This is a genomic window from Pantoea sp. PNT03, from assembly GCF_014852515.1.
In the GTDB taxonomy this organism is placed as follows: domain Bacteria; phylum Pseudomonadota; class Gammaproteobacteria; order Enterobacterales; family Enterobacteriaceae; genus Pantoea; species Pantoea leporis.
Map to the genome: position 1 here is coordinate 82,991 of NZ_JACVBT010000006.1, position 17,483 is coordinate 100,473.

At 54.4% G+C, this 17,483-nt stretch carries 21 protein-coding genes; 9 read left to right on the plus strand and 12 right to left on the minus strand.

Annotated elements, in window-relative coordinates; genetic code table 11:
- Positions 1-5: 5 nt before the first annotated feature.
- A complete protein-coding gene (locus IB226_RS20095; RefSeq protein ID WP_101763869.1) occupies positions 6-1,136 on the plus strand; it encodes an ROK family protein in 1,131 nt (376 codons plus the stop codon).
- 45 nt (positions 1,137-1,181) lie between these two features.
- Here the strand turns inward: IB226_RS20095 and IB226_RS20100 are convergent, their stop codons facing one another.
- Positions 1,182-2,645, minus strand: coding sequence for a sugar porter family MFS transporter (locus IB226_RS20100; protein WP_101763868.1), 1,464 nt, complete (start codon positions 2,643-2,645; stop codon positions 1,182-1,184).
- Positions 2,646-3,046: 401 nt separating this feature from the next.
- Here IB226_RS20100 and IB226_RS20105 point away from each other — a divergent pair, with 401 nt between their 5' ends.
- Complete coding sequence (locus IB226_RS20105; RefSeq protein ID WP_110868259.1) at positions 3,047-4,039, plus strand: LacI family DNA-binding transcriptional regulator; 993 nt, start codon at positions 3,047-3,049, stop codon at positions 4,037-4,039.
- A gap of 1 nt (position 4,040) precedes the next feature.
- Here the strand turns inward: IB226_RS20105 and IB226_RS20110 are convergent, their stop codons facing one another.
- Positions 4,041-4,481, minus strand: a complete 441-nt coding sequence (locus IB226_RS20110; protein WP_192236816.1) for an acetyltransferase — start codon at positions 4,479-4,481, stop codon at positions 4,041-4,043.
- Positions 4,482-4,613: 132 nt separating this feature from the next.
- Between IB226_RS20110 and IB226_RS20115 the strand changes: the two genes are divergently transcribed.
- Positions 4,614-5,078 carry an Rrf2 family transcriptional regulator gene (locus tag IB226_RS20115; RefSeq protein WP_110868261.1) on the plus strand — a complete coding sequence of 155 codons (465 nt, stop codon included), beginning with the start codon at positions 4,614-4,616 and terminating at the stop codon, positions 5,076-5,078.
- A gap of 30 nt (positions 5,079-5,108) precedes the next feature.
- Here IB226_RS20115 and IB226_RS20120 read toward each other — a convergent pair whose 3' ends face one another.
- Entirely contained in the window at positions 5,109-5,486 is a 378-nt protein-coding gene (locus tag IB226_RS20120; protein ID WP_192236817.1) for a DUF1360 domain-containing protein, read from the minus strand.
- 314 nt (positions 5,487-5,800) lie between these two features.
- Between IB226_RS20120 and IB226_RS20125 the strand changes: the two genes are divergently transcribed.
- Positions 5,801-6,199 (plus strand): helix-turn-helix domain-containing protein, encoded by a 399-nt coding sequence (locus IB226_RS20125; RefSeq protein WP_101763864.1) that lies wholly within the window; start codon positions 5,801-5,803, stop codon positions 6,197-6,199.
- On the opposite strand, the gene IB226_RS20130 is transcribed toward IB226_RS20125, so the two are convergent.
- The gene (locus tag IB226_RS20130) at positions 6,156-7,004 is read right to left on the minus strand and encodes an AraC family transcriptional regulator (RefSeq protein ID WP_101763863.1); all 849 of its coding nucleotides are present in this window, start codon (positions 7,002-7,004) and stop codon (positions 6,156-6,158) included. The genes IB226_RS20125 and IB226_RS20130 overlap by 44 nt on opposite strands.
- A 111-nt stretch (positions 7,005-7,115) precedes the next feature.
- Entirely contained in the window at positions 7,116-8,150 is a 1,035-nt protein-coding gene (locus IB226_RS20135) for a virulence RhuM family protein (RefSeq protein WP_192236818.1), read from the minus strand.
- Positions 8,151-8,345: 195 nt separating this feature from the next.
- Here IB226_RS20135 and IB226_RS20140 point away from each other — a divergent pair, with 195 nt between their 5' ends.
- Complete coding sequence (locus tag IB226_RS20140) at positions 8,346-9,005, plus strand: DUF1345 domain-containing protein (protein ID WP_101763861.1); 660 nt, start codon at positions 8,346-8,348, stop codon at positions 9,003-9,005.
- Between the two features lie 524 nt (positions 9,006-9,529).
- Here IB226_RS20140 and IB226_RS20145 read toward each other — a convergent pair.
- The 7 genes from IB226_RS20145 to IB226_RS20175 all read right to left on the minus strand — a co-directional run bounded on the left by IB226_RS20145 (position 9,530) and on the right by IB226_RS20175 (position 14,549).
- The gene (locus IB226_RS20145) at positions 9,530-10,387 is read right to left on the minus strand and encodes a hypothetical protein (protein ID WP_192236819.1); all 858 of its coding nucleotides are present in this window, start codon (positions 10,385-10,387) and stop codon (positions 9,530-9,532) included.
- Between the two features lie 253 nt (positions 10,388-10,640).
- Positions 10,641-12,974 carry a phage/plasmid primase, P4 family gene (locus tag IB226_RS20150; protein ID WP_192236820.1) on the minus strand — a complete coding sequence of 778 codons (2,334 nt, stop codon included), beginning with the start codon at positions 12,972-12,974 and terminating at the stop codon, positions 10,641-10,643.
- A gap of 11 nt (positions 12,975-12,985) precedes the next feature.
- On the minus strand, positions 12,986-13,309 hold the full coding sequence (locus IB226_RS20155; protein ID WP_192236821.1) for a DUF5375 domain-containing protein: 324 nt from the start codon (positions 13,307-13,309) through the stop codon (positions 12,986-12,988).
- Positions 13,306-13,530 (minus strand): hypothetical protein, encoded by a 225-nt coding sequence (locus IB226_RS20160; protein WP_192236822.1) that lies wholly within the window; start codon positions 13,528-13,530, stop codon positions 13,306-13,308. The genes IB226_RS20155 and IB226_RS20160 overlap by 4 nt, the downstream gene beginning before the upstream one ends.
- A complete protein-coding gene (locus IB226_RS20165; RefSeq protein ID WP_192236823.1) occupies positions 13,527-14,066 on the minus strand; it encodes a host cell division inhibitor Icd-like protein in 540 nt (179 codons plus the stop codon). Before IB226_RS20165 ends, IB226_RS20160 begins: the two co-directional genes overlap by 4 nt.
- 7 nt (positions 14,067-14,073) lie before the next feature.
- Positions 14,074-14,286 carry a hypothetical protein gene (locus IB226_RS20170; RefSeq protein WP_192236824.1) on the minus strand — a complete coding sequence of 71 codons (213 nt, stop codon included), beginning with the start codon at positions 14,284-14,286 and terminating at the stop codon, positions 14,074-14,076.
- On the minus strand, positions 14,283-14,549 hold the full coding sequence (locus IB226_RS20175; protein WP_192236825.1) for an AlpA family transcriptional regulator: 267 nt from the start codon (positions 14,547-14,549) through the stop codon (positions 14,283-14,285). The genes IB226_RS20170 and IB226_RS20175 overlap by 4 nt, the downstream gene beginning before the upstream one ends.
- Positions 14,550-15,082: 533 nt before the next feature.
- Between IB226_RS20175 and IB226_RS20180 the strand changes: the two genes are divergently transcribed.
- The 4 genes from IB226_RS20180 to IB226_RS20195 are packed head-to-tail and all read left to right on the plus strand — an operon-like array spanning position 15,083 to position 17,450.
- Positions 15,083-15,805 carry a septation initiation protein gene (locus tag IB226_RS20180; protein WP_192236826.1) on the plus strand — a complete coding sequence of 241 codons (723 nt, stop codon included), beginning with the start codon at positions 15,083-15,085 and terminating at the stop codon, positions 15,803-15,805.
- Positions 15,802-16,353: a phage polarity suppression protein gene (locus IB226_RS20185; RefSeq protein WP_192236827.1), complete on the plus strand. Its 552-nt coding sequence runs from the start codon at positions 15,802-15,804 to the stop codon at positions 16,351-16,353. Before IB226_RS20180 ends, IB226_RS20185 begins: the two co-directional genes overlap by 4 nt.
- Positions 16,353-16,628: an ogr/Delta-like zinc finger family protein gene (locus tag IB226_RS20190; RefSeq protein WP_192236904.1), complete on the plus strand. Its 276-nt coding sequence runs from the start codon at positions 16,353-16,355 to the stop codon at positions 16,626-16,628. Before IB226_RS20185 ends, IB226_RS20190 begins: the two co-directional genes overlap by 1 nt.
- A gap of 12 nt (positions 16,629-16,640) precedes the next feature.
- Positions 16,641-17,450, plus strand: a complete 810-nt coding sequence (locus IB226_RS20195) for a hypothetical protein (protein WP_192236828.1) — start codon at positions 16,641-16,643, stop codon at positions 17,448-17,450.
- The last annotated feature ends 33 nt before the right edge of the window (positions 17,451-17,483 follow it).

Sequence of the window (17,483 nt, forward strand, 5' to 3'; positions counted from 1 at the left end):
GTGCTATGAAAGCAGCCGGTAAAGGTCCAGCACTACTTCGCCTGAACAACCTGAAGCGGGTGATGATGCAACTGCGCACCACCCGCATCACCTCCCGCCAGGATCTGGCATTAGCGCTCGAGCTGAGCAAAAACACCGTTTCACTGATTGTCGATGATTTGCTGGAAGCCGGGCTGATCAATGAGCTCGGCCCGGTTAGCGTGGCGTCAGCGGGACGACCGAAAATCGAAATCTCGCTGCGCGCCGAAAAGCTGAAAAGCGCGGGCATCATGGTGGAGCGCCAGGCGATTCACTGGCGCGTGTGCGACTATTTCTCGCAGGTGATTGCCGAGCAAACCTGGCGCACCGAAACCAGCGATCCCGAGCAGTTGCTGCATGAGCTGGTGGAAGTGTGCCAGACCTTGCACGCGGCGCATCCCGAGCTGCTCGGCGTGGCGATTGGTTTCCCTGGCATCATCGATCCGCATCGCGGCTGGGTGCATTTTTCCGCGCATTTGGGCTGGCAGGATGTGGATGTGATGACCATCCTCAGCCACGAGATGCCGCTGCCGCTGCGCATCATGAATAACGTCAAAGCTGCGGCGCTGCTTTCGGTGCAGCAACTCGAACTGAATAAGTCGCAAAGCCATTTCTATCTGCGAATTTCTGAAGGATTAGGTGGCGCGCTGGTGGAACACGGCGAAGTGTTTACCGGCAGCAGCTGGACGGCGGGCGAGATCGGCCATCTTATCGTGCAACCCAACGGCGAACGCTGTAGCTGCGGCCGCTTAGGTTGTCTGGAAACGCTGGTGAGCAAACCGGCCATTCAGCAGCAGCTGGCAAAACGCAAACCGGGCCTGCGCTGGCAGAATGGCGAGAGCGAACCGGAAATCCTGAAAGAGGTGATGACGCAGGCGGGCACCCACTTGGGCAACGCGTTGAGTCAGGTGATGCAGCTGGTGAATCCGGCCAGCATCATTATTGATGGGCCGTGGAATGCGCAGCCAGCGTTTGTGCAGGCGGTGCAGCAGGCGGCGCAGGCCGGTGCGCTGGCCTTTACCTTCGCCCATACCGCGCTGCATTTCCTGCCGCTGCGTATCGATCCCGCCAACGGCTTAGCGCTGGCGGTGATTGAGCAGTACGAACGCCTGAGTTAACAAGGGCGCCATAAAGGGCGCCCTGCAGATTCGTATCCTTACCGCTTAATGCCGTGGAATATCAAATGATTCGCTCGCCTTCACGGTGGACGTCGTCTCCGGCAACTCTGCTTCGACGTTAAATTTACGCAGCACCAGCGCATGAATCTTCTCAAGCGACACGCCGGCCGTCTCTGGCAGGTAGCGGAAGGTGAAGAAGTACATACCCAGCGAGAAGATTGCGAACAGCAACAGCGGGAAGCCACCGTGGAACATATCCAGCAGCATCGGGCTGCTGTTCATGATCGGGAAGGTGCTGCTGATAACAAAGTTGGCCATCGACATCGCGCAGATGGAAATCCCCACGCAAATCGAACGAATCTCGGTTGGGAACACTTCGCCCAGCACCGTCCAGACGATCTGCCCCCACGTCATACCAAAGAAAATCATGTAAGCGAACAGGCCAATAACCGCCAGCATACCCGGCAAGTGGTAATAGAAGGCGATGAAGGAGTAGGTCAGGCACACGCAAGAGGTGATTGCGCCCAGCAGCAGCAGCTTACGACGACCGACTTTATCGATCAGCATCATCCCCGCCAGCACGCCAATAAACTGACAAATCGACAGCCAGAAGGTTTGCAGCAGCGCTGAGTCAGTGCTGCCCGCGACGTTTTTCAGCAAGGTTGGCCCAAAGTACTGAATGACGTTGATACCGCTGATCTGGTTACCCACCGCCAAACCGATGCCGACAATCAGCAATGGAATGGTGGTTTTATCCAGACGCAGACGCGATTTGTGCTGCTGCGCGGTTTTATCAGAAAACGAATGTTTGATTTCGTTGAACACGCTCTCGGCATGTTCGCGGTTAGAGATTTTGGTCAGCGTATCCAACGCTTCATCGTACTTGCCTTTCAGCACGTTCCAGCGCGGTGATTCCGGGATAAAGGCGATGAACAAAATAAACAGCGCGCACGGCACCAGCGCGGTGGCGAGGATGTAGCGCCAGCCCATGTTGATCATCACATCCGGCAAGGTGGATTTGGTGATGAAGTAGTTGGTCAGCAACACTACCGATTGTCCGCCGACGCAGCACACCGCATAGAGCGCGGTGGTACGGCCACGAAACTTCGAAGGCGACAGCTCGGCCAGATAGATAGGCGAAATCACCGAGGCCAGGCCAATCGCTAATCCGCCAATCATGCGGAAGATGACGAACACGGTGAAGTTATGCGCCAGCGCCGTGCCGATCACCGAAACGGTAAACAGCAGGGCGGTGATGGCGAGGGATTTTTTACGTCCCAGCTTGTCACTGAGGCGCGGTGCCATAAAGCAGCCGATCAAACTGCCGAGCAGGATATTGGAAACGGCCCAGCCGGTTTCAGCGGGCGTTAACTGGAAATATTCACTTAAGGGTTCGATTGCACCGGAGATAATGGAAGAGTCATATCCCATCAGCAGACCGCCGAATGCCGCGACAGTACAGCAGAGAATGACATACTTCATGTTGTAGCGTTTTTGCCTGGTATCCATTGTTATAGCCCCTTGTCTCTACGGCCTGAACGTTACTTGTCCAGAAAGAGGGTGGTGTAGGTTTCGATGTTCAACTTTTATTCACGCGAGGTCTTCGTGTTGGAATATATGTTCTAAATGATGGTATTTGGATCATTTTTTCCGAAAAGTGTGAAGGGGGTGGCGAAAATTGCCGAATAAGTCGTCAGGAGTATGCTTATAGCCCAATGAAATGATAGGTTTTTCATCAACTCACTCAGTAAGGGCATTGCACAATTTGCTTTTTATTGGAATTTTCATTCTGTTGAATATGTGGGTTTGCCGGGTTTATTTCACCCGACGGAGCGCACGGGTGCGTTTCATTTTTTAACAGGCAACGGGCATAATACGTTGATTATCAGCCCCTCTTTGCGGACGTCGTAATGAAAACGCAGCGCATCACTCTGGACGATATTGCTACCCTGGCGGGCGTCACCAAAATGACGGTAAGTCGCTATCTGCGCACGCCGGAAAAAGTCAAAACGGAAACGGCGGAGAAAATCGCCAGCGTGATTGCCGAAATTGGCTACGTCGCGGATAGCGAAAATGTCTCGGCGACCAAACAGAACCCACCGCGCATCGGCGTTTTAATTCCTTCTTTTAATAATCAAATCTTTGCCGACTTGCTGGCGGGCATTGAATCGGTGACCAGCGCGCACGGTTATCAAACGCTGGTGGTCAATTACGACTACAACGCCCAGCGTGAAGAGGAGCAGATCGCCACGGTGCTGGCCTTTAACATCAAAGGGCTGATCCTGACCGAATCTGTGCACACCGTGCGCGCAGAAAAATACCTAAACGCCGCCAATATTCCGGTGGCGGAAGTGATGGGGCTGACCGAGGCGCGTGGACGCATCAATGTTGGCTTCGACAACTATCGCGCCGGCTACGACATGACGGCGATGCTGCTGGCCAGCGGCAAACAGCGCGTTATCTATTTTGGTTCGATGTCCGATCGTCGTGATGAGCAACGTTACGCCGGTTATCGCGATGCGGTTGAAGCGGCCGGGTTGCCTGCGGGCCGGATTGTGCCGAACAAGGTCTCTTCGGTATCGATTGGTACCGGCATGATGACGCTGGCGCGCCAGCTCTATCCGGAGATGGATGCGATTCTCTGCACCAATGATGATCTGGCGGTTGGCGTACTGCAGGAGTGTCAGGCGGCGCGCATTGCCGTGCCACAAGCGATGGCGATTGCCGGTTTTCACGGGCTGGAAATTGGTCAGGCAACCACGCCACGCTTAGCTAGCGTGATTACGCCGCGCTTTGAGATGGGAAAAGTGGCGACGGAGATCATCCTGAAAAAGATCAACCAGCAGCCCACCATCGAGCAGGTCGACCTGCATTATCGCCTTTCAATGGGCGCGACCATTTAAATCACGGCGCATAGCGCAGATGAAGCAGCGGAAAAGGATTTCCCTGACCATCCAGCGGCGAGCGGCCGGTGATAACAAATCCCTGATGCTGATAGAAACCTAGCGCCTGCGGATTCTGCTCGTTCACATCCAGTTCGGTGACATTCATTTGTTCGATGGCGAAGCGCATTAGCTGTTTGCCTATGCCGAGACCAAACACTTGCGGCGCGACAAACAGCATCTCCAGCCGATTATCCGCCACGCCGAGAAAACCGACGATGTTCTGTTGTTCATCGCGATAAACACGCAGCTCAACCATCGGCAAATATTGCTCGCGCACCAACGGGCGCAGAGCGCGGATATCCGCATCTTGCAGGAAATGATGCGTCGCCCGCACCGAGGCTTCCCATACCGTGGTTATCGCCTCGAAATCGCTCCTCTGCGCGGGGTAAATTCCTTTCATGGTGTTCTCCTTGATATTTTCGTGTCATATCCGTAAACGCTGATGATTAAGCTTTTGACTCGATGATAGCGCGATAAATTGTTGCCACTTCACTCCTTTGTTAGAGTGTGGTGAATTTTAGAGGAATGATTTATGCCGCGCGATAATCGCTTGTCCCGCTCGTTGCACGCACTGATACATCTGGATCGGCACGTTAAACGCGCCACTTCAGAAACGATGGCTAAAATGTTGGGCACTAATGCGGTGGTGGTGCGCAGGATGATGTCCGGCCTGCGTGATAAAGGGTATGTGGTGTCAGAAAAAGGGCACGGTGGTGGATGGGAGCTGCGTGTGGCGTTAACGGAAATATCCCTGCTGGATGTTTATCAGGCAATCGGCGCACCAGCGCTGTTTAGCATTGGTCCGGCTGCGGAGCCCTCGCCTTGTCTGGTTGAGCATGCCGTTGATGCGCAACTCGATCAAACCCTTAGCGAAGCGGAAGCGCTGTTGTTGAAGCGCTTTAGCCAAATTACTGTTGCCGATATTAGTGACGATTATCTGAGTAAAATGGCTAAACTTGGCCTCCCGTCCGATACCTTCCCTAAATGCAGTGAATAACCGATTTTTCCCGGCTATTCATCACATCGGTTAATCCTGTTTTTGTAAGGTGATTTGTGCTTCATGCTTCATGACGTGCGTAGTAATGGCCGCCTGGAAAACCTTAAACATCAAACCATTAATAAAGGTTGTTAGCGTGAGGGTGATAAATGCTGTCATCAGCCAGTCAGCAATTGCCATTCTGCTATGTAATAAATCAGGGTGATAAACCACCATGCCGAAAAATACCACCCAGTGGCTCATGCAATAGAAGCAATGAAACAAATGACCCAATAATGCGTTCTTTTTAGCGGTCCATGCGCGTAATCCCGCGAATAGCTCAGTTTGGGTAATTGTCATGGAAATACTGGCCGATGCCAGTGCGATCGCCAGGCATATTGACAGGTTCGATATTATTAAGCTGCTCATACATTCTCCTTTTCATCTCAAAGTATCATTTCATGTAACTAACAATATTACATGATGCATTTGGCTACAAGATGCCGAAGAGTCCTAGCTGTAGGAACAGCCATAAATTGGCGAGTTATCGTTATTTATTGGCTTTTGACCATCACATAGCCAGCTAACGTCTTCTTATAATGCTTATCAGTTAATCGCTGACACCGAAATTTCAGAGCGCACTGATCGTAGCGGCGCAATTTATTGCGCGATAAATCGCGCCGCTACGGGATGTGCGACGATTTATCGGTATCACGGTATTCATTTCGACATCAGGAGGAAAGATGGATATGCACGCCGCCTTTATGCAGCAACTGATGCTCTGGATTGAGGACAACATTGAACAGAAACTCATTCTGGAAACCGTGGCGCGCCGCGCCGGCTATTCGCAGTGGCATCTGCAGCGACTGTTTCGCAGTTACACCGGCGTCGCGCTGGGTACCTATATTCGCGAGCGCAAGTTAACGGCTTCGGTGATTGCGCTGTTGAACAGCAATATGCCGCTGATGGATATCGCCATCAAATATGGCTTCGACTCGCAGCAAACTTACTGCCGCACCTTCCGCCGCATGTTCGACCTGCCGCCAGGCGCGTTCCGTCGCAAATATCAGCACAGTTTGCCGGACATTGATGGGCCTGCTAGTTTGCTGTTTTTGCATCCGCAGAGTCGGCTGGCGGCGTAAAGTATTTGCCGGGCGTTGAGCCAAACGCGCTGCGAAAAGCGCTGATGTAGCTGCTAACGCTGTCGAATCCGACCTGCCACGCCACTTGCTGCACACTTTTGCCCGCGGCCAATCCTTCCAGTGATTTGAGTAAACGTGAAACCTGGCGATAGCGCGTCAAACTCATGCCGACCGCGCTGGCCCAATGACGGCTGAGGCTGCGCGGGCTGAGTCCTGCCCAGCGCGCCAGTTCGGGCCCGGTACGCGTATCGGCGGGGTCGTCCATTAACAGGCGCGCAATCTGCAGCAAGCGCGGTTCTGCTGGCAGCGGTAACGTCAGCGGATGTTCGGTCGATTCATATAACTCATCCAGGAACACCTCGCACAGGCGATGGTAGCGCGCGCTGCCCCAGTGATCGGGCGACAAGGTTGCCAGTCTTTCCGCCAGCGGCTCCAGCACCGACGGGCAGGAAAGCAGGACGGGATGATCCGGCAAGGGTGCGGCCAGCGCGTCGTCCACCAATACTGTCCAGCCAAGCACCGGGCCCGGCCCGATGATCGCATGTTCAAAGTAGGGCGGAATCCAGCCCACCAGTCGCGGCGGATTGGCGAAAATACCCGACGGCGTTTTCACCGTCATCAATCCCTGCTTCAAACAGAAGAGCTGCCCGGCAGCGTGGCGATGGGTGAAGGTTTCACGGTCCAGCTGCTTCGCTAACGCAGCGGCAATCACTTTCGGCGCATCCGGCTGCAGCAGGCGCTGACGCAGCTCAGCCTGACGTGGATTGCCGGAAAAAGTCAGAGTATCGGTTGGATGGATTAGCATGCCTGGCTCCACAATGCGATGAAGGAGCAAAGTGGCGGAGATAGGTGGGGAAGTAAAGCGTGGGTGTGTATAAGTTGAGGAGTGAAAGGGCGGGATGCGGCCCAGCGGCGATCATTTCGATTTCTTAGGGATTGTCTGCCACTGCAGCAGACCGGCAATGTTGTTTTCACCTTCTGCCTCTTTTAAACGACGCTGTTGCTCGGCGAATTGACCGTATTCAGCCTGCGCTTTTTCATCGGCCATTTTCTTACTGATTGAACCTGCACCTTGCAGCACATCGCGATCGTTAAACTGCAAAAATTGATCGAGTTTGCTCTGCCAATCGCGAAGAAAAATCTGCTGGCGGCGGCGCGCTTGATCTTCTGCGAAATCCAGCCACATCGTGACCACGCGATTAAGCTCGCTCACTTCGTCCTGAACCAGATAATTTTTAGCCACGGTGACATCGCTTCTGCGCACCTCTTCACCTTTGAAACTGGTCAAACCCATATGAGATTGGCTGGCGTTGGCGCGCAAATGAATCAGCTCGGCAGCGGTATAACCGGTACAGGCAAAGTGCAATTTGTTCTGAATGGTTTGAAAAAACTGCGTGGTCTCTTTGAGGGAAGGTTGATAGTCAGCCGCTAAGGCAAAAATCTCGCGAACGCGTAAATACATCCGACGCTCACTGGCGCGAATGTCGCGAATACGCTCCAGCATCTCATCGAAATAGTCAGGTACTGCGGATGAACCAACCGGCGGATTTCTCAGCCGCTCGTCGTCCATCACGAAGCCCTTGACCAAATATTCTTGCAGGGTTTGCGTTGCCCATTGGCGGAACTGAGTACCGCGTGCAGAGCGGACGCGATAACCTATGGCGAGAATCATTGGCAGGCTAAAGTATTGAACCTGATAATTTTTTCCATCGCTGGCAGTTGTTCGGTAAAACCGAACAACTGAATTTTCCAGCAATTCACCCTCTTCGAAGATGTTTTTGATATGCCCACTGATGGTCGCTTTCGCTTTATCAAACAGCTCACATATCATGGCCTGAGAAAGCCACAGAGTTTCGTTTTCAAAGCGACATTCAACCCGCACTTTCCCATCGCCGCTCGCAAACATGACAAATTCGCCTGCTGGTGATGGTGTGGATTGCTCCTCTGACATGTCGCCTCCGCTCTTTTAGGATCTGGTGCACAGTATGCCAGAGAGACGCAATGAAGCTCATTAGTCGATTGGCGATTATTTTATCAACTGCAGCGCAGCAGATTTGGTAAACGGTTGGGGTGCTCCGCAATTACAACCTCTTTATCAGCGTCTACAGTTAACCTATCCACCTTCCTTCACTAAGCCTCTGACACCATGAGCCTTTCTCTGATGCATTATCTTCGTGCGCGCCTGCGTTTGTTGATTTCGATTGTCGCTGGCGTGGCCTGTTATTTCTTCCTGCCTGCGCATCTGGGCATGTTGCAGCGTCTGCTGATTGGCTGGAACGTGCTGGCATGGCTCTATCTCGCATTTCTGTGGCTGCGCATGTTAGGCACCGAGGCCAAAGACATTCCGCATATTGCGAAAATCGAGGATGAAAGCGCGACGCTGGTGTTGAGTATGGTGACGCTCACCTGCCTGGTCAGCATTCTGGCGATTCTGATGGAACTCACCACGCTGAAGAGCCTAACGGGAACGCCACGCGTGCTGCATCTGCTGCTGACCGCGGCAACCTTGGTGGTTTCCTGGGCGCTGCTTCCGACGTCATTCGCCATGCATTACGCGCATCATCACTATCTGCGGCGCAGCAAGGATGTCACGCCGATGATCTTTCCTGAAAAGCCCGAGCAGCCGGGATACTGGGATTTCCTCTACTTCTCTTTCACCATCGCGGTAGCTTCGCAAACCGCCGATGTGGCAACGGGCACCACGGATATGCGGCAAATCGCTCTATTACAGTCGGTGATTTCGTTTGTATTCAATCTGGCGATTTTGGGATTGTCGGTGAATGTGGGGGCGGGGTTGTTGAGTTAGCTGAATGAAACAAAAAAGTGGCGGAAGATCACAGGAGTCGATATCATTGCGCAATGATATGTTTTTATTATGTTTTTATCCACTAACCCCCCTTTACTATACATATTTATATACATGTTTAGCCTGCTTCAATTTTTTTCTTGATTTAAGAAAGTCTTTTCACTGTCAATCCATCTACAAAGAAGCGATAAGAAGCATAAATAAAAAGAATTATTTGAAAAATACCTAATGTTAGCGTGGGTGTTTTGATCATAAATATATATATTATAAGGCTTGGGGCTATTCCAGTAATAAATATCTTTGCTGTATGTAATTCCCAACCCTCTCTTTTTTTATTACTTGAACTCGAAATTAATGCTGACGATAAAGACATTAATGATTGGCCGAAAATTATGAAGCTGACAATTGACCAATCACTTGCCAACAGGACATCTAACCACTTTCCATCAATAACTTTTACGATTATTAGTGTAGTAAATGGCATTAAAATGAATAGATACGAAGCCATTAATGACTTAATGTGGCTAGAGTAAGGCATCTTGATCCTCAGTACTAGGTACCACTTTCAATACTTCAATAATTAATGCATTTTTAACTGGAGATTTTTTATTTTTTTGATCTACTTCGTAGTAAATTTTAGCAATCATGCAGTATCTTGCTGTAATTAAAGGGATTTCACCATTTTGGTATGCTCGTAACCACTCTTTATGCATTATTGAAGCCATAAATGTTCTATTGGTAGTTCTGCTTCTAACTTGCCACTGTGAGTCTCCAAAATTAACTGGTTTTATAATGTCTAAGCAATCTCTTCCGTGATAAAACATTGGGTTTTTTATATTGAACATTGTATCTGGATCGCCCAAGAATCTCATTCTTGTATTAATATGTACAATGTTGTTATCATTAGGGTTAATGCTTTCAATTTCCGCTTTTTCATCCTTGTAGAGTAGCTCGTTAGCAGCAGATAGGTTTTTTAGAACCTTAGCAAATTCAACCCTGTTTATATAAAAAGAAATATTTCCAGTATTTTCCTCCATTCTCCTCTCTTGCTTCTTTGCCAAATCATCGACTTGTTCTGGGAGGATTATTTCCTCAATTTCAACTATGTCATTCATAAGGTCAGAAGACATTTTAGTTATAAAAGAGCCAAATCCATTTCCAATAGATCCAAGCAATACTTTTATAGAACCTCTCTCAATATCTTGTAAGCGTAATTCATATTCAATATTATCATTCGAAGCTTGGGCTATAAGTTGGCCATATTGTTTATATGCGGAAATATATAAAGCCATAGCAGAAAAAACCTGCTCTGGATTATCCCTGTTTTTCAAATAATCAATTTTTATACCGACAGCGTTTTCCATTTTATCACCATCTACCATGAGGATAATCCATGTTAAAATTAGGCTCTAAGAAAAATATTATTACTATTAGTCAATGATAGAGATACTAAATACGGCTGGTTTAGACAAGAAAAAATGATTTTATAGTAAATCCTTCACATTGTTCACCATCAAAATTTAATTTTAAATTTCAATGGGTTGAGTGGTGACTGATGAGTGTTGCATGCGGTAAATTCTTCATCTTTGATGATGAATAGCTGTAAAAAAACCGGCTTTCGCCGGTTCTGGTTAGTCACATCGCGGTGGGATCATCACACTTTGGCAGCCAGTCGCTGCTGCTTTCTTCCGTGAGATCGAGGTTCGTTTGAATCCCTGACTTTGTGCGCCGCTTCAGATATTGATGCCCGTACTCCCTCATGATGCTCTCAAGCGACAGGCCAAACATCTTCATGCTGAGCGGGTTCTTGTAGCCGTTGGCCTCCATGTAGGCCAGATAGGCGTGATAAAGGTAGCGCTTAGGCTGGAGCGGCCTGATGCTGGCATTTCCCATATAGAGTGCATTCGGCTCTGGCGTAGTGAACAGGTAGCCGCAGAAATCCACCATTGGATCGGCGTCGCGTTTGATGCGCATGGCTTCATCTGAGTTCTGCTGTGACTGAAGAAGCGCTCTGGCGTCCTGCGGCTTGCTGAACTGCTGCATCAGCTGGCGTACGATAACGGCCAGCTCGCTGCTAATTTTTTCCTTCAGTTGCGGATCACGCTCGTTCGGCGGGATGATTTCAGGAAAGTGCAGGATTACCCGGCGGCGTGATACGCCGCCGCTGCGGTCAGTGAAGCGCATCGGGTTATTATTTACCGCCAGTATTACCGCCGGGATATGCGTTGAGTAGGCGTCCCGATATTTCGGATCGACGGACACAGCATCACCGCCGGTAATGGCCTTGAGGCCAGCGCCGTCGCCGCTCCACTTCTCCTGGTCGGGCAGCCTTATCAGCGAGTAGCCAATCACCGCAGCGCGCTCACGGGATGATTCCAGCGTTTCGATGGAGGCTGACACTGCGTTATCCGCACCGGCCAGCATGGTGGCGATTTCTGCCATTATGCTTTTGCCGCTGCCGCCGGGGCCGGTGACCTCCAGAAACAGCTGCCAGTCGTATCGGTTCGCCAGCACCATAAACAGCGCGGCGAGAATGATGTTGCGCTTCTCCGCGCAGCGCCCGGCGGCACGGTCCAGCCACTGCCAGAAGCTCGGAGCGTGGCTTTGCAGCGTTTCTCCTTCAACGGGGCTTGTGTAGTCCACGTCGCTGACGGTGCGCAGCCAGTTTTCACGCCGGTGCGGGCTGAATAAGCCGCTTTTTGTATCGAGCACGCCGTTGCGAAAGCCAATCAGGCGGCGCGCCGGGTCGGCCTGCTGTGGCAGCATCAGCTTCAGGGTTTCCACCACGCCGGAAATCTTGCCCGCCGAGAACGGAGCTCGCAGGCGCTGGAACAGCTTTGCCACGTCGCGCTCAAACTGCTTACCGGAAATAACCTTCCACGCGCCCGCTTTATAGCTCGACAGGATTTCCCCGCTGGCATCCACGGCCAGCGCACGGTGATAATGTTCCGCCACGCGCTCGGCTTTTTCGCTGGCGCTCATGGCGGAAAATTCCGCCTCGCTCATCACGTCAAAGGGGCTGACAGCGGGCGGCGCGGCGGCCTCTGACAGCGCCTGCCGGGTCGCGGCCTCGCCGTGCTGCGTATACGCGTCGTTCCAGTCGCCGAACACCGGCGGCAGGGCCACGGCTCCGTTACAGGCTGCGGCGGCCTGTGCTGCCTTGCGCTGGCCGTCGCCATTCAGGTCGCGGTCGGCGGCAATCACCAGCTGCAGCGAGGGGTGTTTTTCACGGGCGAGGCCAGCCAGAGAAAGAAGGTTCACGGACGACAGCGCAATCCATACCGCGTCTCCTGTCAGGTTGTGCACCGTCAGGCCGGTTGCGTAGCCCTCCGCGAGCCAGATGCGCCTGGCTGGCTTATCGCTGCTGAGAACGTGGCAGGCACTTTTTACCTGACCGCCCTTCAGCGTGCGCTTGATGCCCTCCGCGCTAATCAGCTGCACGTTAACGAGCGCGCCGGTCATGTCGCGCAGGGGCACGACAATATCGCCGGGACTGTAGGTCGTCAGGGCGACTTTGTGCGGCTTCGCAAGCGTCAGGCAGGGATGCTCCGGCCAGCCCTTGCGGGACAGGTAGGCGTTACCGCTGGTTTCATGCGCGGAGCTGAACAGCTGCTGTGCGAGCGTGGCAGCGGCAGCGCGGGCGGCCCCGCTGTCTTCCGCTTCAGCGTGGATGATAGCGGCCTCGTTCACCGGGGGCAGGTTGCCGGTCAGGGCATTAACGCGCTCGGCGGCCTCGGTCACGTTTATGCTGAGCGCCTTTTTCACCAGGTCCATGCCGTCACCGGCCCCGCACTGGTTGCAGAGCCACGTACCGCGCCCCTCCTTATCGTCAAAGCGGAAACGGTCGGTCCCGCCGCACACCGGGCAGGGCATGTGGCGGTTCTTCACCACCTTTACGCCCAGCGCGGGCAGGATGCGGGGCCACTGCCCCTGCGCGGCCTTCGCCGCGTCTGATACTGTCATTTTCATCTTGTTGTCCCTCAGTGCAGCAGCGGCGCGTCGTGAATGCGCCCGCTCAGCTCGTCCATCACCACCTGACCTAAGAAGCTCAGCCCCGGCGCGCTCTTGAGGGGGCCGGCGGCCAGCAGGTCGTCCAGCAGGGCGCAGGCAATTTCCTGACCGCGCAGGCGCCCATGCTGGCGCAGGTAGAATCCTTCCAGCTCGGTTTCAATGGCGCGCTCAAGTCGCGCCAGCGTCAGGGCGGGGTAGCGCTGCTGCTCATCACACAGGGTGAGCCAGGCGCAGGCCACCGCGCGACGGGCCAGCGCGGCGTGCAGCTCGGGGGAAAGGGTGCGGATTTTCATGGCGTCACCTCGTCATTCATCCAGCTGTCGTGGCAGCGGCTCAGCACGCCGTCGAGCTGCTCGGTGATAATAAACACCAGCGAGGCTAGCTGCGCGCGCTGCGCAGGCTGCGGCAGCTCATGGCATTCCTGGAAAGCGGTCATTTCGCTGACAAAGCGCCCGGCGTTGCGCAGGTGCTCAAGGCGCGTCAGGTCATCCGGGGAAATCGTAATCTGGCTCATGCGCGCACCTCTACAACCGGCAGGCGGCAGGCAAAGGACAGCACGTAGTCGCGGGCAAGCATCTGGCGTGCGGCGCGCTCGTTGGTAGCGGTTGCGCGCAGCATCTGAATACGGGAATTGCGCTGACAGCGGCGCACGGCAGCAAAAACAAAGACGAACTGAGGGTATGGGGAAATAAGGACCGTAGCCATAGGGGCAAACTCCTTTGTTAGCTTGTTACAGCTACCACCAGAGTTCCTACGCTCAAGGGTGGTAACCCGGACGGGGGTAGGAATACCGGCAACAAAGGAAACCGGCCAGCCCGAAGGCTGCCCCGCCCGGGCCACCATTACGCAGAAGGCGCAGCGGAAACAGAACCGCTGCCCGAAAAATGGGTGCATCAGGGCACAGACACAAAAAAAGACGCATGGCGCGTCTGGTGTCGCCTTTGTTTCGCACGGGTTCCTACGCCCGGCTGCCGATTTTGCGACAGCGAAAATACTGTACCAGGGAAAGCCCCCGGCGCGCAAGCCGGGAGTGAAAGAAGAAAGTGGCATAAATACCTCAGCAGTCGGTGAGGGTGATGCCGTCGCGGGAAAATGCCTGCGGGTCTGAGTGGGCCGATTCGCTTCGCGAAATGCGGAAGCTGGTGCCCGTGCCGCGAAAGCGCTGCGGCTGACCGGGCATGTCCACCTCAGCGGCAATGGCCAGCGCCAGCTGCTTCGCGTCTTCCACGGACAGGTGATGAGTTGTGCCCTCAATGTTCAGCCTGATCATGCTGCACGCTCCTGACCGCGCGCGGCGATACGTTCGTTCATCCAGGCGCTGACCTCGCTTGCCAGCCAGGCCACGTTTTTACCTCCCAGCGATACCTGTGCCGGGAAGGCGCTGCGGCTGATGAGGTCGTAGATGGTTGAACGGGACAGGCCGCTCACGTGGATAACTTCCGGCAGGCGCATAAAGCGTTCCTGAACGGGTGAATATACCGGCATAACCGGGACCGCCGGGGCGGAAGATGGTGCGGATAAAACGGTGTGCATAGCTACCTCTCAGTGTGTCCTTTAAGCACCAGACAGATACGTCCGGCACCGGGTAGCTATTTATTCTGCGAATATTTCCGCCGGTGACAACAGGATAAATTTGTCTGGCTGACGCCACAAAAACCACATAAACGACAGGTGTACATGAATAGTCTTAATGAGTACCAAAGAGTGCTGAGGCGGTTTTCTCCAGTAACTTATAGTTATAAATAAAATAATTTTAATTCTTATTTATTCCATAAAGGGTTTCGTCAAAAAAATTCCTGAGGTGAAGAGTGGTGAACAGAGGGTGAAGGATTGTTTTTCAACTGTTCACCATTTAATTAACTGTATTTATTATCTTTTTTTTAAGGTGAAGAATAGTGAAGGATTTATATAAAACTGAAAGCTGTTAACAGGCTTTCGTGAGGCCTTTTCCTGGCTCGCCAGAAAAAAAGCTTTTGTCTGGTCCGTCATACAACGCCGCCCGGTGGCAGCGCCTGTGCCAGCCCCGGCACAATTGACTTATCCCAACCGACCCGACAGGAGCATACATGACCCGCACAACCGACTTACCCGCCAGCACCCAGACCGCGCTGGATAAAGTCACCGCCACCAAAGCCGCATGGCTGGACGCACGTACTAAGCAGGAGGCCGCCGCCTCTCAGGGAGACATCATCCGCCAGCGCCGCCGTGATACCGAGGCGAATGCGACCGCTCAGAATGACGAATGGCGCAGGCTGTTCCGTGAGAACGGCGGCGTGATGACGCCGGAGATGAAGAAGCTGCGCGCGGAGGTTGCGCTCGACCGCGAGTCGCTTGAAGAGTTTGACGCCCTGCTGACCCTGCACGCGCAGGAGAGTGAGTCCCTGCCGTGGGAAACCGGCGACCTTGCACTCGCTTATATCACTGCGCACAGCGACCTGGTGAATCTTCGTGCCAGGCAGCTCTGGCAGATGTTTATAGACGCGCACGGCCAGCAGCTTATTCAGACGCTGAGCCTGCTGAAAATCACGCTGGGGCGTCAGGCCAGCGCCGGGATTGGTGAGGTTGACAGCGTGAACGACCCGGAGACGGTGCTGAAGAATTTTATCGCCCGGAACATCACTGACCCGGCATTGGTGCGAGACGCCCTGCCGGAAGACGACGTGTTTAAGCTCGCGGGAACTTTCCCTGCGCGCGGCGCACATGATGACTACAGAAACAGCCCCTCTCTCGCAGCGCGCCACAAAATTCTGGCCCGACGCAAAATGGCGCAGAAGGAGCAGGCACAATGACCGTCGCAACCACCCCCGCGCAGGCGCTTGACCAGTTGCGCGCCGCCCGCAGCCAGTGGCAGGCTCACGTCAGTGAGCGTCAGGAGGCTGAAACGGCACTTAATACACTGCTCACGGCTGGCGAAAAAACGGCTGATTACAGTGAGCGTGCACCTCTGCTGCGCGAGCGCATCGCGGTGCTGGACTGGCAGATTAACTGCGCCGCCCGTGAGGGCGTGTACGCACAGCGGATTGTGCTGGAAGCCTGCACGGAGGACGCACTCAGCGACTTTATGGGTGAACACGGCCCGGCGCTCACCTCCGCGCTGGCCCCGTTCCTGAACGGCCCCGGCGGGCTGGAGGTGGCCGCCAGGCTGCTGCGCAGTGCCGTGGCCCGTGAGGTGCAGCGTACGCGCCCGGCGGTGGCAGCAGCATACAAGGACGTGCTCGCGGAAGCGGGCCTTGCCCCGGAAGCCGGTATGCTTCGCGACTGTGAGGGGAGCTACACCCCCGCACAGCACCTGCGCTTTGCGCAGCGCCAGAACCGGCTTCCGCAGGAGGGAGCGTGATGGCCCTCAAATGCCCGGAGTGCGGAACTACCGCACATACCCGCACCAGCGCCTACGAGTCAGCGACCGTCAAGCGCACCTGGTATCAGTGCACCAACCTTGACTGCTCATGCACGTTCACCGCGCTGGAGAGCGTCGAGAAAATCATCATGAAGCCGCAGAAGCCTGCGGAGTCAGAACCCGCAGCGGCAACGCTGAGCGCGGCGCGACAGCCGCAGACGCTGGGCCGCTACGGCGACGCCTGCATCCGCCGCGACCGGCACGCACAGCCCTGAACAGGAGAGAATATGAGTACGTCAATGACAGACACCGCAGTTAACGCGACCGGCGCGCGCATTGCCGCCGCCATGCACACCGGAAACCAGACGCTGCGCGAGGCGGGCTGGCTCACGAAACTGCCCGCAGCGGAGGCGGAAAAGACCACCGCAGAGCTCGTCACACGCCTTTCCCCTGGCTGGCGTCTGCGTGTCGCCGACCTGATGAGCAGGCTCAATGGCTGGATGGAGGCCCGCGACAGCGAAACCGCCGCAGCCGGTACCGTGAGCACCCTGCGTGAGCGCCGCAGCGAGGCCGAACGGGAGGCTGAGGCGGGACGGGCACGCTTTCGAGAACTGCTGGATCAGAACAGCGGCACCGTTACGGCGGAAATGAAAAAGCTGCGCGCCGCCTACCTTGAACAGGAGGAAACCGCGCGCGAGCTTGAGAGCCTGACCGGCGAAAAGGAAAAGCAGCTGCCGCAGCTGGCTCATGTCACCGGGAGCAAGGCAAAAGCCTATGTGCTCAGTCATGAGAGCATTACCGACGAGCGCGTGGACGAGCTGCTGGGCGATTTTCTGGGGTTGCACGGCGCGGAGCTGTTCAGCCTGCTGAACATGAAATACCGCCAGTTCAGGCGCACCGGCAGTGAATACATGCCGGGCGTGATGGAGGGAGTCAATGACGCCGATACGCTCTTTGACGGCTTTGTAATGCAGCGTTTTGCCGAAACCGGAAGAAAATACGGCGGGCTGATGTTCCGCGACGACGTGCTGAGCCTGACCGGGATCACGCCGGTGGGCAGCGCGAAAGCAGATTGCAAAAAGAAGAAACTTATCTGACCCGAAACAGAGTAAAACCCATGAGATGACCGG

What these genes read in the sequence shown, in the direction of transcription:
- IB226_RS20105 (WP_110868259.1), top strand. Translation starts at nt 3,047, where the DNA reads ATGAAAACGCAGCGCATCACTCTGGACGATATTGCTACCCTGGCGGGC.
- IB226_RS20175 (WP_192236825.1), bottom strand. Translation starts at nt 14,549, where the DNA reads ATGCACACCGTTTTATCCGCACCATCTTCCGCCCCGGCGGTCCCGGTT.
- IB226_RS20145 (WP_192236819.1), bottom strand. Translation starts at nt 10,387, where the DNA reads ATGGTAGATGGTGATAAAATGGAAAACGCTGTCGGTATAAAAATTGAT.
- IB226_RS20150 (WP_192236820.1), bottom strand. Translation starts at nt 12,974, where the DNA reads ATGAAAATGACAGTATCAGACGCGGCGAAGGCCGCGCAGGGGCAGTGG.
- IB226_RS20130 (WP_101763863.1), bottom strand. Translation starts at nt 7,004, where the DNA reads ATGCTAATCCATCCAACCGATACTCTGACTTTTTCCGGCAATCCACGT.
- IB226_RS20125 (WP_101763864.1), top strand. Translation starts at nt 5,801, where the DNA reads ATGGATATGCACGCCGCCTTTATGCAGCAACTGATGCTCTGGATTGAG.
- IB226_RS20190 (WP_192236904.1), top strand. Translation starts at nt 16,353, where the DNA reads ATGGCCCTCAAATGCCCGGAGTGCGGAACTACCGCACATACCCGCACC.
- IB226_RS20110 (WP_192236816.1), bottom strand. Translation starts at nt 4,481, where the DNA reads ATGAAAGGAATTTACCCCGCGCAGAGGAGCGATTTCGAGGCGATAACC.
- IB226_RS20100 (WP_101763868.1), bottom strand. Translation starts at nt 2,645, where the DNA reads ATGGATACCAGGCAAAAACGCTACAACATGAAGTATGTCATTCTCTGC.
- IB226_RS20140 (WP_101763861.1), top strand. Translation starts at nt 8,346, where the DNA reads ATGAGCCTTTCTCTGATGCATTATCTTCGTGCGCGCCTGCGTTTGTTG.
- IB226_RS20185 (WP_192236827.1), top strand. Translation starts at nt 15,802, where the DNA reads ATGACCGTCGCAACCACCCCCGCGCAGGCGCTTGACCAGTTGCGCGCC.
- IB226_RS20160 (WP_192236822.1), bottom strand. Translation starts at nt 13,530, where the DNA reads ATGAGCCAGATTACGATTTCCCCGGATGACCTGACGCGCCTTGAGCAC.
- IB226_RS20155 (WP_192236821.1), bottom strand. Translation starts at nt 13,309, where the DNA reads ATGAAAATCCGCACCCTTTCCCCCGAGCTGCACGCCGCGCTGGCCCGT.
- IB226_RS20115 (WP_110868261.1), top strand. Translation starts at nt 4,614, where the DNA reads ATGCCGCGCGATAATCGCTTGTCCCGCTCGTTGCACGCACTGATACAT.
- IB226_RS20180 (WP_192236826.1), top strand. Translation starts at nt 15,083, where the DNA reads ATGACCCGCACAACCGACTTACCCGCCAGCACCCAGACCGCGCTGGAT.
- IB226_RS20165 (WP_192236823.1), bottom strand. Translation starts at nt 14,066, where the DNA reads ATGCCACTTTCTTCTTTCACTCCCGGCTTGCGCGCCGGGGGCTTTCCC.
- IB226_RS20170 (WP_192236824.1), bottom strand. Translation starts at nt 14,286, where the DNA reads ATGATCAGGCTGAACATTGAGGGCACAACTCATCACCTGTCCGTGGAA.
- IB226_RS20195 (WP_192236828.1), top strand. Translation starts at nt 16,641, where the DNA reads ATGAGTACGTCAATGACAGACACCGCAGTTAACGCGACCGGCGCGCGC.
- IB226_RS20095 (WP_101763869.1), top strand. Translation starts at nt 6, where the DNA reads ATGAAAGCAGCCGGTAAAGGTCCAGCACTACTTCGCCTGAACAACCTG.
- IB226_RS20120 (WP_192236817.1), bottom strand. Translation starts at nt 5,486, where the DNA reads ATGAGCAGCTTAATAATATCGAACCTGTCAATATGCCTGGCGATCGCA.
- IB226_RS20135 (WP_192236818.1), bottom strand. Translation starts at nt 8,150, where the DNA reads ATGTCAGAGGAGCAATCCACACCATCACCAGCAGGCGAATTTGTCATG.